At 71.3% G+C, this 13,630-nt stretch carries 16 protein-coding genes; 5 read left to right on the top strand and 11 right to left on the bottom strand.

Going from position 1 to position 13,630, the window contains the following annotated elements; translation table 11 throughout:
• The 4 genes from ACFWU6_RS19520 to ACFWU6_RS19505 all read right to left on the bottom strand — a co-directional run.
• Window positions 1-2,112, bottom strand: a 2,112-nt coding sequence (locus ACFWU6_RS19520; protein WP_383982122.1) for a catalase, incomplete at its 3' end; no start/stop codon positions are given.
• Between the two features lie 160 nt (window positions 2,113-2,272).
• A complete protein-coding gene (locus tag ACFWU6_RS19515; RefSeq protein WP_383812394.1) occupies window positions 2,273-3,166 on the bottom strand; it encodes an SDR family oxidoreductase in 894 nt (297 codons plus the stop codon).
• Between the two features lie 138 nt (window positions 3,167-3,304).
• A complete protein-coding gene (locus tag ACFWU6_RS19510; protein WP_383812396.1) occupies window positions 3,305-3,928 on the bottom strand; it encodes a flavodoxin family protein in 624 nt (207 codons plus the stop codon).
• Between the two features lie 63 nt (window positions 3,929-3,991).
• Window positions 3,992-4,396: a DUF1622 domain-containing protein gene (locus ACFWU6_RS19505; protein WP_383982120.1), complete on the bottom strand. Its 405-nt coding sequence runs from the start codon at window positions 4,394-4,396 to the stop codon at window positions 3,992-3,994.
• Window positions 4,397-4,615: 219 nt separating this feature from the next.
• On the opposite strand from ACFWU6_RS19505, the gene ACFWU6_RS19500 reads away from it, so the two are divergent.
• The gene (locus ACFWU6_RS19500; protein ID WP_383812400.1) at window positions 4,616-4,771 is read left to right on the top strand and encodes a DUF6131 family protein; all 156 of its coding nucleotides are present in this window, start codon (window positions 4,616-4,618) and stop codon (window positions 4,769-4,771) included.
• Between the two features lie 244 nt (window positions 4,772-5,015).
• Here the strand turns inward: ACFWU6_RS19500 and ACFWU6_RS19495 are convergent, their stop codons facing one another.
• Window positions 5,016-5,288, bottom strand: coding sequence for a GlsB/YeaQ/YmgE family stress response membrane protein (locus tag ACFWU6_RS19495; protein ID WP_383812402.1), 273 nt, complete (start codon window positions 5,286-5,288; stop codon window positions 5,016-5,018).
• 204 nt (window positions 5,289-5,492) lie between these two features.
• Between ACFWU6_RS19495 and ACFWU6_RS19490 the strand changes: the two genes are divergently transcribed.
• From ACFWU6_RS19490 to ACFWU6_RS19480, 3 genes are all read left to right on the top strand, one after another.
• Window positions 5,493-6,587: a glutamate--cysteine ligase gene (locus tag ACFWU6_RS19490; protein ID WP_383812404.1), complete on the top strand. Its 1,095-nt coding sequence runs from the start codon at window positions 5,493-5,495 to the stop codon at window positions 6,585-6,587.
• Between the two features lie 93 nt (window positions 6,588-6,680).
• A complete protein-coding gene (locus tag ACFWU6_RS19485; protein ID WP_383812406.1) occupies window positions 6,681-6,887 on the top strand; it encodes a hypothetical protein in 207 nt (68 codons plus the stop codon).
• A 125-nt stretch (window positions 6,888-7,012) separates the two neighbouring features.
• Window positions 7,013-7,441 carry a hypothetical protein gene (locus ACFWU6_RS19480; RefSeq protein WP_383982118.1) on the top strand — a complete coding sequence of 143 codons (429 nt, stop codon included), beginning with the start codon at window positions 7,013-7,015 and terminating at the stop codon, window positions 7,439-7,441.
• Between the two features lie 90 nt (window positions 7,442-7,531).
• On the opposite strand, the gene ACFWU6_RS19475 is transcribed toward ACFWU6_RS19480, so the two are convergent.
• Complete coding sequence (locus ACFWU6_RS19475) at window positions 7,532-8,893, bottom strand: chloride channel protein (RefSeq protein WP_383982116.1); 1,362 nt, start codon at window positions 8,891-8,893, stop codon at window positions 7,532-7,534.
• Window positions 8,894-9,089: 196 nt separating this feature from the next.
• Here ACFWU6_RS19475 and ACFWU6_RS19470 point away from each other — a divergent pair, with 196 nt between their 5' ends.
• Window positions 9,090-9,395 carry an SHOCT domain-containing protein gene (locus ACFWU6_RS19470; RefSeq protein WP_383982114.1) on the top strand — a complete coding sequence of 102 codons (306 nt, stop codon included), beginning with the start codon at window positions 9,090-9,092 and terminating at the stop codon, window positions 9,393-9,395.
• A gap of 102 nt (window positions 9,396-9,497) precedes the next feature.
• On the opposite strand, the gene ACFWU6_RS19465 is transcribed toward ACFWU6_RS19470, so the two are convergent.
• The 5 genes from ACFWU6_RS19465 to ACFWU6_RS19445 all read right to left on the bottom strand — a co-directional run bounded on the left by ACFWU6_RS19465 (window position 9,498) and on the right by ACFWU6_RS19445 (window position 13,426).
• Window positions 9,498-9,959, bottom strand: coding sequence for a DUF6325 family protein (locus tag ACFWU6_RS19465; RefSeq protein WP_383812414.1), 462 nt, complete (start codon window positions 9,957-9,959; stop codon window positions 9,498-9,500).
• A gap of 58 nt (window positions 9,960-10,017) precedes the next feature.
• Window positions 10,018-10,851, bottom strand: coding sequence for a class II glutamine amidotransferase (locus ACFWU6_RS19460; RefSeq protein WP_383812416.1), 834 nt, complete (start codon window positions 10,849-10,851; stop codon window positions 10,018-10,020).
• A gap of 173 nt (window positions 10,852-11,024) precedes the next feature.
• Window positions 11,025-11,429, bottom strand: coding sequence for a hypothetical protein (locus tag ACFWU6_RS19455; RefSeq protein WP_383812418.1), 405 nt, complete (start codon window positions 11,427-11,429; stop codon window positions 11,025-11,027).
• A gap of 83 nt (window positions 11,430-11,512) precedes the next feature.
• Entirely contained in the window at window positions 11,513-12,550 is a 1,038-nt protein-coding gene (locus ACFWU6_RS19450) for a magnesium and cobalt transport protein CorA (RefSeq protein ID WP_383812420.1), read from the bottom strand.
• A gap of 282 nt (window positions 12,551-12,832) precedes the next feature.
• A complete protein-coding gene (locus ACFWU6_RS19445) occupies window positions 12,833-13,426 on the bottom strand; it encodes a DUF4383 domain-containing protein (RefSeq protein ID WP_383812422.1) in 594 nt (197 codons plus the stop codon).
• Window positions 13,427-13,630 lie beyond the last annotated feature (204 nt).

Genomic DNA, 13,630 nt, shown 5'->3' with positions numbered 1-13,630 from the left:
CCAGCACCCCGCCGTCGTAGAGGTACGCGACGAGCGGCGGGCGGCCCGCGCCGAGGGTCCAGTCGACGGCGAGCAGCCGGCCGAGCGGCAGGTCGCCTGCGGCGGCCGGGCGGTGGCGGCCTTGGCGTCGCGGGCGCCGTACGCGTCCGCCGCGGCCTGGGGGACGCCGGCCAGGAGGAGGGCGTCGAATTCGACGGAGCGGGCGGTGCCGAAGGTCCGCTGCACGGTGATCGGGTCACCGCCGGAGTCGAGCGTGCCGCCGGTCGGCGCGATGACCAGGGGCACCATCGAGGCGTTCAGGACGGCCTGGCGGGCGGCGCGGACACCGTCCAGGTCGGCGTCGGCATCGGCGATGATGCCGATCACGCGGCCGTCCGTCGGCCAGGTCCCCCCGATCTGGGAGAGCGCGGGGCTGGGGTCCGCCGCGTCGAGCGGCACGGTTGCCTCGGGTGCCGGCAGGCCCAGGCCCGTGGCGACCTCCGAGCACAGCTGCGGATCGATGTTCGCCAGCACCGTCAGCGCGCGCTCCTTGACCGACTGCTCGTAGCACTTGTTCAGCTCGAAGGTGTAGGCGGCGATGATGTGCTCGCGCTCGGTCGCGCTCATGCTGAGCCAGAAGAGGCGCGGCTGGCTGAAGTGGTCCGAGAACGTGGCGGGTGACTGGCGGACCTTGGCCGCCGCGGGGACCGGGACGGGCGTCTCGATGAAGGCACCCGTGTCGGCGCCGGCCAGGAACGGGCAGCCCCCGTCGAGGCTGTTGGGCCGGTAGGGGGCCACACCGGTGTGCACGGCGCTCTGGTGCATGCCGTCGCGGAGCATGTCGTTGACGGGGGCGTGCGGCCGGTTGACGGGGATCTGCCCGAAGTTCGGGCCGCCGAGGCGGCTGATCTGCGTATCGAGGTAGGAGAAGAGCCGGCCGGCGAGCAGCGGGTCGTCGGTGACGTCGATACCCGGCACCAGGTGTCCGGGGTGGAAGGCGACCTGCTCGGTCTCGGCGAAGTAGTTCTTGGGGTTGGCGTTCAGGGTCATCAGCCCGATGGGCTGCACCGGCGCCAGCTCCTCGGGCACGATCTTGGTGGGGTCCAGGAGGTCGATCCCCTCGAACATCTGGTCTTCCGTGTCGGGGAACACCTGGATGCCCAGCTCCCACTGCGGGAAGGCGCCGGATTCGATGGCGTCGGCCAGGTCCCGGCGGTGGAAGTCCGGGTCCACCCCGTTGATCAGCTGCGCCTCCTCCCACGCGAGGGAGTGCACGCCCAGCTTCGGCTTCCAGTGGAACTTCACCAGCACGGTCTCGTCGGCCTCGTTGACCAGGCGGAACGTGTGGACGCCGAAGCCCTCCATCATCCGGTACGAACGCGGAATGCCCCGGTCGGACATGTTCCACAGGGTGTGGTGGGTGGCCTCGGTGTGCAGGGACACGAAGTCCCAGAACGTGTCGTGCGCGCTCTGCGCCTGCGGGATCTCCCGGTCCGGATGCGGCTTGCCGGCGTGGATGACGTCGGGGAACTTGATCGCGTCCTGGATGAAGAACACCGGGATGTTGTTGCCGACCAGGTCGAAGGTGCCCTCCTCGGTGTAGAACTTCGTCGCGAAGCCCCGGGTGTCGCGCACCGTGTCGGCGGAGCCGCGCGAGCCGAGCACGGTGGAGAACCGGACGAACACCGGCGTCTCCACCCCCTTGGCGAGGAACGCGGCCTTGGACACCCCGGCGGCCGTCCCGTAGCCCTGGAACACGCCGTGTGCCGCGGCACCCCGGGCGTGGACGACCCGCTCCGGGATCCGCTCGTGGTCGAAGTGCGTGATCTTCTCGCGCAGATGGTGGTCCTGGAGGAGGACCGGTCCGCGCGCTCCCGCCTTCAGCGAATGGTCCGAGTCGGGCAGCCGCGCCCCCTGGGCCGTCGTCAGGTACGCCCCGCTCTGCGCCACGCGGGCCTGGTCCGCCCCCGTCGGCTGCCCGGTCGGGCTCACCGTCTCGGGGCCGTCCTGATCGGGCTTGGGCGGCAGCGGCTCACCGGGCCGGGTCGGCTCCGCAACCGTCGGGGACACCGGCCCCGGCTTCCCGGGCAGGTCGCTGCCCGCGGCGTCTGCTGCTGAGTGGTGCTTCGTCATGATCGGTCTCCTTGCGGCCGCCGACGCGTGGCGGCATGGGATGGAAACGGTCTCGGGCGGGAGGGAAACGGTCTCGGGCGGCCTGCGGACCCGCGAGTCCGCAGGCCGGCGGGCCCGCGGGCCAGCGGGAACCTGGCGGTGCGGGCGGTCGCCGCGGGGGTTACGGCAGGGGAGTGCCGCCGGTGGCGTTGACGATCTCGCCGGTGATGTAGCCGGCCTGGGGCGAGGCCAGGAAGACGTAGGCGGGCGCCATCTCCGCCGGCTGCGCCGCCCGGCCCAGGGGCGACTGCGCGCCGAACTCCTTCACGTCGGGCATCGTCGCGGGGATCAGCGGCGTCCAGACCGGCCCGGGGGCGACCGCGTTGACGCGGATGCCCCGCTCGGCGACCATCTGCGCCAGCCCGTGCGTGAAGGAGATGATCGCCGACTTCGTCATCGCGTAGTCGAGCAGGTGGGGGCTGGGCTGGTAGCCCTGCACGGAGCTGGTGTTGATGATCGACCCGCCCCTCGGCATGTGGGCCAGGGCCCTGCGGGAGAGCCAGAACATCCCGTACAGGTTGGTCTTCATCACCCGGTCGAACTGCTCCGTGGTGATCGCCTCGATCCCGTCGGGCTGGGACATCTGGTAGGCGGCGTTGTTGACGAGGATGTCGACGCGCCCCAGCTCGCTCACGGCCCGGTCGATCAGAGCCGCGCACTGGGCCTCGTCACGGATGTCGCAGAGCACGGGCACGGCCTTGCGGCCCGCCTCGCGGACCAGGCGCGCGGTCTCCTGCGCCTCGTCCGCCTCCTCGGGCAGATGGGTGAAGACGACGTCCGCGCCCTCCCGGGCGAAGGCCAGGCACACGGCCCTGCCGATCCCGGAGTCGCCGCCGGTGACCACGGCTGCCCGGTCGAGCAGCACGTCGTGGCCCTGGTAGCTGTCCTCGCCGTGGTCCGGCCGCGGGTCCATCTCACCGGTGGAACCGGGGTGTTCCTGCTGCTGGTCGGGGAAGGGCGGGCGGGGGTGGCGGGTGACAGGGTCGGAAACGCGGGGCGCTTCGCGGGACGGCATTTCGCTTCTCCGTTCTCCGGGGCGTGCCGGGCACGACGTGCTCGTGTCCGAGGGGGGTGTACGAGGAGTGTTCGAGTGGTGTCCGGGTGGTCCCCGGGTGGTGTCCGCGGGAGTGGGTGCCCAGGGCCGGACCGCGGGTCAGCTCGCGGGGTACGGAGTCGCCTTGAGCTGTCGGGCGAGGTGGGCGGTGTTGGCCGCGAGGGTGGCGGTGGTGGAGGCCGTCTTCTCGGGGGTCTTGTCGAGGTCCTGGTAGTCGGTGCCCTGCATCGCCTCGCCGACCCAGTAGGTGACGGCGTTCGGGGCGAGTGAGAAGCCGACGTCGTTCAGGCCCTGGAAGAGGTCGGCACTGGCCTTGTGCGCGCCGTCCTCGTTCCCGACGACGCAGACCGCGGCGACCTTCCCGTAGGTGAGCAGTCGGCCTTCGTCGTCCGTCTCGGAGATCTCCGCGTCCAGCCGCTCCAGGACCCGCTGGGCGATGCTGGAGGGGTGGCCGAGCCAGATCGGCGTGGACAGGACCAGGATGTCGGCGCCCATGATCGTTTCGCGGATGCCGGGCCAGGCGTCCCCGTCGCCCATGTCGGTCTTCACGCCGGGCTTCACGTCGTGGTCCGCGATCCGGATGGTCTTGCCCGTCACGCCGTGCTCGGCGAGGGCGGCCATCGTCTGCTCGGCCAGCAGCTGCGAGCTGGACGGGGCGGGGGAGGGGGACAGGGTGCAGACGAGCGCGACGGCGCGGAGCGGGGTGTTCTTGTTGGGGTCCATGGTGATCGGCTACCCGTGTTGCTCGGTTTGATAGCGGAAGATTTGCGATTCATCCCCTTTGGCTCAGCCCGCCACGGAGGCCGGTACGGGCTCCTTCTGATCGCGCTCGATCTCCGCGCGCTCCTGTGCGATCTCCCGAGTGAGGAAGAAGTTCAGGACGGTTCGGATGGCGGCGATGGCGGCCAGCTGTCCGATATCGGTGAAGCTGGGCGCGACCGCGGTGCGCAGGACATCGCCCGCGAGTTGGAATTCGAGGCCCAGGACGAGGAAGCGGCCCAGGCTGAGCCGGATCTTGTTGAACTCCCCGATGAGCGAGCGCCGGCGGACGCCGGTCGTGGCGAACCGCGCGAACGCCCACACCGCGCCGACGAAGATGATGAGGGCCCCGGCGGCCTCGATGACGTGCACGAGCCACCCGATGGCCTCCCGCACCGTGGATTCGGACAGCAGTTCCCCTGAGCGTGTCATGCGGGCCGTCTACCCGGCTCGCGGCCGTTACGCGGGGGAAGGCGCTGCCGGTCCGCCTGGTGCGCACCGGGACCCGGACGGTCCTCGCGTGCGCCGGCGCTGATCGTCGCCTCGTCGGACGGCCCGGCGCGGCAGGCTGCCGCGGCCCGCCCGGACGAGCGGCCGGACGGGGCTTGCGCCTACCCTGGTGGTGAACCGTCAAGTGAAACGGAGCACACCATGCTCATCCTCGGCGTCATTCTGCTCGTCATCGGCTTCGTCACGGGAATCTCCATCCTGTGGACCATCGGAATCATCCTCCTCGTCATCGGGGCCATCCTCTGGATCCTGGGGGCAGCCGGCCACGCCGTCGGAGGCCGCAAGCACTACTGGTAGCCGAACCTCTGCCGACCGCTTGCCGGGGCACCCGCGCCTACCGCCGACCACGTGCCCCGGCCCGCCCCGCCCCCGTGGAGCCGTGAGGAGCCCCGTGGGGCCGTGAGGAGAATGCCGCCCGGCCGCTCCGCAGCCCCTGCCGCCCCGCCGGCCTGCGAAGAGGCGCGAAGAGGTACGCACGACGCGTCGGGGCCCGCCCAAGGTGGGCGGGCCCCGACGCGTGTGTGCCCGGGCGGGCGCGGTGTCAGGCGTGGCGACGACGCCCGCCGGCGACGACGCGGTAGATGGCGAGGAGGATCACGGAGCCGATGATGGCGGCGATCCAGGTCGAGAGGTCGAAGAAGCCGTCGATGGAGTCGACGCCGAAGATGACCTTGCCGAGCCAGCCGCCGAGCAGGCCGCCCGCGATACCGATGAGCATGGTGATGATGACGCCGCCCGGGTCCTTGCCCGGCATCAGCGCCTTCGCGATGAAGCCGGCAAGCAGACCGATGAGAATCCAAGCGATGATGCCCACGATATGTCTCCTACCTCGTCGTATAAAGCCGCTGTCAGAACATCGTCTGTTCGGTCCGGATGCTTTCAAACCCCCTGGACTTCGATCCGTTTCCGCGGTTCGTGACAGCACCGGCGCGCAGCGGGGGCGCCGCGCCGCGCGTCCATTGCGCCGAAATGCCCTCTGAGCCGGGTGATCACTCGGAGTTCCGGGTAGCCACCCAGCATGATCACTTTTGGGGTCGAGGAGGAGTACCTGCTGGTCGACCCGGAGACCCTCCTGCCCACTCCGCTCGTACAGGAAGTGCGCGCGTCGGCCCGCCTGGCACCCATCTCCGACGAGCGGGAGATCCAGGACGAGTTGCTGCAGGCGCAGATCGAGGTCGCCACACCCGTGTGCACGGCCCTGGAGGAGGTTGGGGGCCACCTTCTGCGCCTGCGCCACGCGGTCGCCTCCGCGGCGCAGGAGAACGGGTGCCGCATCGCGGTCTCCGCCACCGCTCCGGTCAGGGACGTCTCGCCCGTCCCCGTGACCAGCACGGCGAGGTACCGGAGGATGCGCGGAGAGGCCCGGCTGCTGGTCGACGAGCAGCTGATCTGCGGGATGCACGTCCACGTCGGGGTCCCCGACCGGGAGACGGGAGTGGCCGTCATGAACCGGCTGCGCGTCTGGCTTCCGACGCTGTTGGCGATGTCCGCGAACGGACCCCTGTGGGACGGGCGGGACACCGGCTTCGCCAGCTGGCGGACGATCATCTTCGGCCGCTGGCCGGTCAGCGGACCGCCCCCGTACTTCGCGGGCCTCGCGGACTACGAGGCACGGGCCGATGCCCTGCTGGAGTCGGGGCTCATCCCCGACCGGGGCCAGTTGTACTGGCAGGCCCGGCTGTCCGAGCGGTACCCGACCGTCGAGGTGCGCTGCTGTGACGTACAGCTGGAGGCGGACGACGCCGTCATGCTCGCCGGTGTCGTCCGCGCACTGGCCGCCACCGCCATCGCCGAGGAGAAGGCCGGAGCCGCACCCTCGCAGTGCCGCCCGGAGCTCTTGCAGGCGGCTACGTGGCATGCGGCCCGGCACGGGTTGAGCAGCACACTGATGGATCCGGGCGGCCGTCTGACGAGCAGCGGGGACGTGCTGGGCATGCTGCTGCGGCACATCGGCCCCGCCCTGGAGGAGAGCGGCGACCACCGCGAGGTGGTCTCACTCGTCCATCGGCTGCTCCAACAGGGGACGTCGGCCGACCGCCAGTGCCGTGCCCTGGCCGAGTCCGGCCTTCCGGGCGTTGCGGCCCTGCTCACCGCCGGTTCCACGACCCCGTGAGGTCCGGCGGGGCGGCGGGCCGCCCGGTCGGCTGTCGTGGCGAGTGGAGCACGGCGGGCTGCCGTCGCGGCGCCGGTGTGGTCGCATCGCCTCATGAAAGATCCGTTCGCCTGCGACGACCCGGCGGTGCTGTCCGCGTCCGCCTCTGCTCCCGACGACCGCGCGGCGGCCCGTCGCGCGGTGGCCGCGCACGCCGAGAGCCCGGCCGAGTGCGAGGTGCTGCTCGACATGCTCGGACTGCTCACCGACGAGGAGCGCCCGCAGACGTGGAGGCCGGGACCCGAGCGCCCGGGCGGGTGAGGTTCCGGCCTCGGTGTCGAACCCCTCGAACGGCGCCGGTGCGGGTGCGGAAGGTGCTCGGTCGTGTGTATGTGGTGAGGGGTTCCGTGTGGAGCCGTCCCCGCCCTCTCGCTTGAGGAGTCGTCATGAAGCGCCTTCCCGTGATCGGTGCGCTCTGCGCCGTCGCCGTCTTCGGCCTCACCGCCTGCTCCGACGACAGCAGCTCGCCCTCGGAGCAAGCCACCGAGGCCGCCAGTGAGCTGTGCACCGACCTGTCCGAGCTCAAGGCCGACAACGCCAAGCTCAGGGCGCTCAACCCGGCCTCCGCGACCAAGGACCAGGTGCAGGAAGCCCAGCAGGCCGTTCAGGACGACTGGAACAGCGTCAAGGAGAACGCGAGCCAGCTCAGAGAAGCCGAGCGCTCGGCCGTCCAGAGCGCTGCCGAGAACCTGAAGAAGGCGTACGACGCCCTGCCCGGCGACACCACGGGTCAGGACGCGCTGGCCCAGCTCCAGCCGCAGATCCTGAAGCTGGACGAGGCCACGACCTCTGCGAGCACCAGCCTCACGTGCTGACGCACCTCCACGACGCTGACCGCGCCGTCCCGCCACCGCGCCGACCGGGCCGTCCCGTTCGTGCCCTCGGAGTCACCGGGGCGGCAGGCGTCACCGGCCGAGAGGCCGGGACGGCCCGGTCGGCGCGGCAGGGGTGCCGTCGGGCAGCAGTTCGGTGGTGACGAAGGCGATCACCACCGCGAGGATGACGAGGGGCATCATGGCCGAGCTGCCCAGCAGCAGCACCACCAGGACCACACTGCTGACCGGTAGCCGCAGGACGGCGGCCGTGGCCGCCGCCATGCCCGCCGCCATGGCCGGTACGGTGCCCAGGCCGGGCAGCGGAGCCAGGAGGACGCCGGCCGCCGCTCCGAGGAAGAGGGCCGGGAAGATGGCTCCGCCGCGCAGGCTGCCCAGGCAGAGGGCGTAGGCGGCGCTCTTGAGGAGCAGGACGGCGATCAGCGCGCCGACGCCCCAGACCTGGGGTTGTGCGGCCAGCTCGCCGAGGGTGGCCTGGCCCGACAGGGCGACGTCCGCGGGCGAACGGCCGGTGACGAGGGCGTAGAGGGCGGCGCAGGCTCCGGCGCCCAGCGCGCACACGACGGTGCGGGGCACCGGTCGGGCGGACACGTATGCCGCGACACGTCGGCCCGCCGCCAGGACCGGGCGCAGCAGCAGGGCGATGACGAGGGCAATGAGGACCGTCCACAGCACGTCCGCCGCGTCCAGGCGTGGCAGGGGCGCGGGCAGCGTGAGGCTGAGGTTCCCCGTATCCAGTCCGGTCCAGCGGCCGAAGCCGGTGAAGACCAGGGCCCCGACGCCGCTGGAGAGCAGGGCGGGCAGCATGACCGCGAAGAGCTGCGGCCCGCCGACCCCCGCCACCTCGATCAGGAGGACGGCCGCGATCACCGGGTTGCCGAAGATCGCCGCGATGGCGGCGGCGGCGCCGGCGGCGCCGAGCAGCACGGTCGTCTGCGGGGTTGCCGGAGCCCGGGTGAGATCACGGAAGCACAGGGCCAGGCCGCCGCCCAGGGCGATCAGCGGCGCCTCCGGTCCCAGCACGGCGCCGAGAGGCAGGCTCGCGGCCGCGGCAAGGACGACGCCCGGCAGCGTGACCGGCGGCGTCCCGCCGGCATGGAGGCCGGCCGCGGGGATGTGACCGCCGGCGCCGGGCAGACGCGCGGCGACCAGACCGACGACGACCCCGGCGACCAGGAGCAGGGGAAGCGGCCACCACCACGGCGGACGGTCCCAGCCCAGCCCGTGCGCGAGGTCCGCCCACACGAGGTGTTCCACCTGGTGCAGACCGACCAGGAACCAGAACGCCGTCAGCGAGATCGGAATGCCGATGACGGCCGAGAAGACGAGCACCTTGGCATAGCCGGGCGCGCGCAGGATGTCGCGCAGCCGGTCCGCCTCCTCTGGCTGCCACCCGCTACCGGAGTCTGCGGGCCGAGTGCTGGGCTCCGTCATCGATGGCCTTCTTCCCTGTTCCTGGACGAGGCGGCCGACACCCCGATTCCGATGATCCGCCCGGCCGGCGTTTCCCGCCGCCGGAGTCGAGGAGGGCGCCGGCACGGCGGGCCCCGGCGGCAGGTGCCATGCTGGAGAGCAGTGGAGGGCCGGCGGCCGGGTCACCGGGTCGGCCCCGTCAGCAAAGGAGAACGACGTGCCTGGTCTTCTTCGAGGGATAGCACGCACCGCGGCGGTCGCCGGTACGGCGACGGCGGTGTCCAACCGCGTGTCGCGGCGCCAGTCGGGCCGGTGGGCCCAACAGGACCAGCAGGCCTACGCGCAGCAAGACACCCAACCCCCGCAGCAGTACGCCGCCCCCGCCCCCGCGGAGGCTCCGCCCCTGGCGGACGACATGCGCAGCAAGATCGACCAGCTCAAGGAACTCGGAGCGCTGAAGGAGCAGGGAATCCTGACCGAGGCGGAGTTCGCACAGCAGAAGAGCAGGCTCCTCGGCGCCTGACCGTCCGGCGCCGGCCGGGCCGCCGCTGTCGGCTCACGAGCGGAAATGCCCTTTCCGCTCGTGAGCCGACGCGCTGCGGGCGGTGCCGGATGGTCAGGCGGCTCACTGCGGCGGACCGCCGTCTTCGGACGCTTCCGCGTCGAGGGAGGCCAGGATGGCCTGCACGGGGATACGGCCGCTCGCCACCATCTGCGCACCGCTGCGGCGCAGCGCCCGGGCGAAGGGGGCGGCCCACCGGTTCTCGTAGACGAGGATCGCGGCCGCGTTGCCGGGCTGGAGGGCGCTGCCCGCTTCGTCGAGGTCGTCCTGGCCCAGCAGTTGGGACGAGGCGCCTTCGAAGACGGACAGGCCGAAGGAGTCGCCCTCGTCGTCGAGGCCCGACAGTTCCAGTGCGGTGACGCTTCCGTCGGCGTGCTTCTGTACGAAGCGGAGGTCGAGGATGTGGACGATGTCCTTGTCCACCAGATCGACCAGCAGGGGGAACGCCTCCCCCGTCATGCGGTTTCCGGGGAACTCGACGACCAAGTAGTCGACGGGTCCCATGTCTTCGATGTCGTCGCTCATGAGCACTCCTTGCGTGGGGACCGGCGGGCCCGCGCGCGCACGGGAACGGGCGGTCGCGTCATGCGGGTGTGGGGGTGAAGGGCCACAGACCGTCAGCTCCGGACCGTACGAGGCCGTAACTGCTCTCCGGTACCTCGTTCCAGGCTCCCGGCAGGTCACCGAGGGGTTCGGACACGATGAGTCGGGTCTCCTCCGAGATGTCCCGCAGGAACGCCATGTCGGGGTGCAGCCGGCGCAGGGAGTCCACCCGGCTGCTGTAGAACAGCGACCGGGAGTCGTGCGCGCTGGAGTAGCGGAAGGCCCAGACGCTCTCGCCGTCGGTGATGGCGAGCGTCATCTGGAGCGGTGACTCGATGCCGCGGTCCCGGCCCGCGCGCTCCACGACTCCCGCCATCCGGGCCACCGCGGCGGGCGGATCCTGGTCCAAGCCGAAGGTCAGGGCGAGGAAGAACATCACCTCGGAGTCCGTCGTCCCCTCCATGCTGTCGTACAGGGCGGGGTCGACGAGCATGGTGAGGTCTCTGCGCATGAGGTGGAAGCCGGAGATGGCGCCGTTGTGCATGAACATCCATCGGCCGTGCCGGAAGGGGTGGCAGTTCGACTGCTGAACCGCCGAGCCGGTCGAGGCCCGGATGTGGGCGAAGAACAGCGGGGAGCGGACGTGGTCGGCCATCTCCCGCAGGTTCCGGTTGTTCCAGGCGGGTCCGATGTCCCTCAGGAGGGCCGGGGATTCGTCATCCCCGGTGTACCAGCCGACGCCGAAGCCGTCGCCGTTCGTGGTTTCGACCCCGAGCTTGGAGTGCAGGCTCTGGTCGATCAGCGAATGGGCCGGTTTGTACAGAATCGTGTCGAGCAGCATGGGCGTACCCGAATACGCGAGCCATCGGCACATGTGTGATCACCTGCGTCCCTACGGCAGTGCGGGAACCGAATCGCCCTGCCCGCTCGCCCCCTGCCTCTTCCGGCCATCTCATTCTCAGCTCCCTCCCGGAGGAGCGCCACGCGGAGCCTGCGGCCCGGGCGGCGGCGTTCCGGCACTCGCAGGACGGCGCCGTGCTCCGGGTGCTACGGGTTGTCCGGCCCCGGCGCCGTGTTCCGGCGGGCGCGGCGACGGGCCCGCCAGCGGGCGAGGAGTTCACCGGGGGTGCGGGCCGGGGGCGTGTGCTCGGCCGGCCGCTCCTCCTCCCGGGTGAGCGGGGCCGTCGGCATGAGGTAGCGCGAGCCTTCCGACTCCAGCACGCACAGAGGCACGTCCTCGGGGTCGTGGGGGTGCCCGACACGGATCGCGAAAGGCCGCGGCGGGTCGTCGGCGATCTCGCCCTGCAGGAAGGTGGCGGCGGAGCGGGTCGTGCGCGCCGAAGCGACGGTCCTGCCGTCGACGAGAACTTCCACGAGGTGGCGCCGCACGTCGTGCAGGACGGTGATCGAGTGTCCGTCCTGATCCAGGTGGTACCGGTGCCGGGCCGCCACGACAGCCTCCCGAGGGGTTCCTGCCACCAGCGTAGGACCCGGCCCGGCGGGTGGCCGGGGGAGATCCGGCGCGGAGCGCCCCGTCAGAGCCACTTGTTGCGGCGCAGCGCCCGGTGGACGACGGTGCACGCGGTGATGATGAGCACCCAGACGGCGGGATAGCCGTAGGGGGATCCCAACTCGGGCATGTGCTCGAAGTTCATGCCGTAGACGCCGACGATCATGGTGGGGACGGCGATGAGGGCGGCCCAGGCGCTGATGCGGCGCATGTCGGCGTTCTGCTGGACGCCGAGCTGGGCGATGCTGGCGCTGAGCATGCCGCTGATGAGCTCGTCGAAGGACAGGATCTGTTCGCTGACCCGCTGGTGGTGGTCGGCCACGTCCCGGAAGTAGGCGGCCACCTCCCGCGGGATCTGCGGGAGGGTGCCTTCGCTGAGGCGTTGCAGGGCCGGGGCCAGCGGCATGACGGCGCGCTTGAATTCGAGGAGTTCCCGCTTGAGCTGGTAGATGCGCCCGGCGTCGACGGGGCTGTCGGGGGAGAAGACCTCGGCTTCCAGGGTGTCGACATCGCCCGCGAAGCAGTCGGCGACGTCCACGTAGCGGTCGACGACCATGTCGGCGACGGCGTGCAGGACGGCGGCCGGACCGCAGCCCAGGTGCTGGGGGTCCTCCTGGAGCCGCCGGCGCACGTCGTCGAGGGGCGGGGCGCTGCCGTGGCGGACGGTGATCGCGTAGCCGGGCCCCGCGAAGACCATGATCTCCCCGGTGTCGACGATCTCGCTGGTCGACGTGACCTTCTCGTGGTCGACGTAGACGATCGTCTTGAGAACCAGGAACAACATGTCGTCGTAGCGTTCCAACTTGGGCCGCTGGTGCGCGTGGACGGCGTCCTCCACCGCCAAGGGGTGCAGGCCGAAGGCCTCGGCGACCTCCTGGAGCTGCTCCGCCGTGGGCTCGTACAGGCCGATCCAGGCGAACCGCCCGTCCTCCGGCGCTATCCGTTCCGTGATCTTGCCCAGGTTCACCTGGCCGGGGACGCGCCGTCCGTCCTCGTAGAGCGCGCAGTCCACCACCGCCGACGGCAGGCCCCCGCCCTCGTTCCCCTGCTGCTGCGCTGCCATGCCGTGCCTCTCGCTGCCGTCCGACCGGGAGTAAGAGAATCTACCCCCACCTGCGCGTCTTCACCGGCGCCCGCCGCAGCGGCCTCCGCCGGGCCTGCGGCGGGAGGGGGGCAGGGGTGCATCTGCGCGAGGGTGGCGGGTCGAACCATGAGGTGTCCGTCGCTCCTGTACGACCTGGACACGGAGGCGGTGGCGAAGGCGGGGCGTCCCGGCGCGATGCCTGGAACGCCGCAGGGGCTCACCGTAGCGGTGTGCTGCCCTGAGCGATCGAGGTCGACGCGGTCAACGCCGGCGCCCGGGGCCGGGATCGGACGGGCCGAGCGCGCCGCTCGCGCGCGGCGCCGAGGGGCCCAGGGCGGTACCGGATGATCCTCGGGAGAGCGCGGAGCGCGCCGGGACGGAGGTGTCGGAGCCGTCGCCGGCGTGCCGCTGCTGCCAGTACGGGTTGTCGTGGGGGAGCTTGCTGGATACGCGGCCGTACATGCCGAAGGTCATGATGACCAGCCCCATGACGAAGCTGAAGATCACGTTCGTCATGCCGAAGTCCAGGAGGTTGGCGCCCGTGTCGAGGATGAAGATGTGTGCGAAACCGCTGATCAGGAACAGGGCGCCGACGGCGATGTTGAGGGTCGAGGCGAAGTTGCCGCCGATGAACGCACCCACGGCGAGCGCCAGACCGACGACGATCGAGATGATGCTGAGGGCGGTGTTGGTGGTCAGCCCCGCGATCGTCTCGCCCCGCGTGTCGAAGGGGCTCAGGGCGTCGGCGAAGCCGAGGATTCCGAAGGCGATCAGGATCACGCCGCAGAGCAGGGCGCCGTACCGGTAGACGGCGGCCAGCTGATGGTCCACGGGGAGTTCATCGCTGAGTTTCATGGGGCTCCTTCACGTCGTTGACCCCGGGGACGCCCCTGCCGAGGAGTCCGATATGAGTAATTTTATGTACACGTGGTCCCTCAACGAGTTGCCCCGTTCGTGCATCGCTTCTCCGGCTGGGCGGGCGAGCGCGGGCGGAGTGGCTGCCGCCGGGGGGGGGGGGGGGCCCCGGCGGGGGACCCGCGCGCCGGGGGGGCAGGCGCG

The sequence above is a fragment of the Streptomyces sp. NPDC058674 genome (assembly GCF_042716505.1).
Classification (GTDB): Bacteria; Actinomycetota; Actinomycetes; order Streptomycetales; family Streptomycetaceae; genus Streptomyces.
The sequence above is the reverse complement of the archived record's forward strand: the minus strand, read 5'-3'. Positions and strand labels throughout refer to the sequence as shown.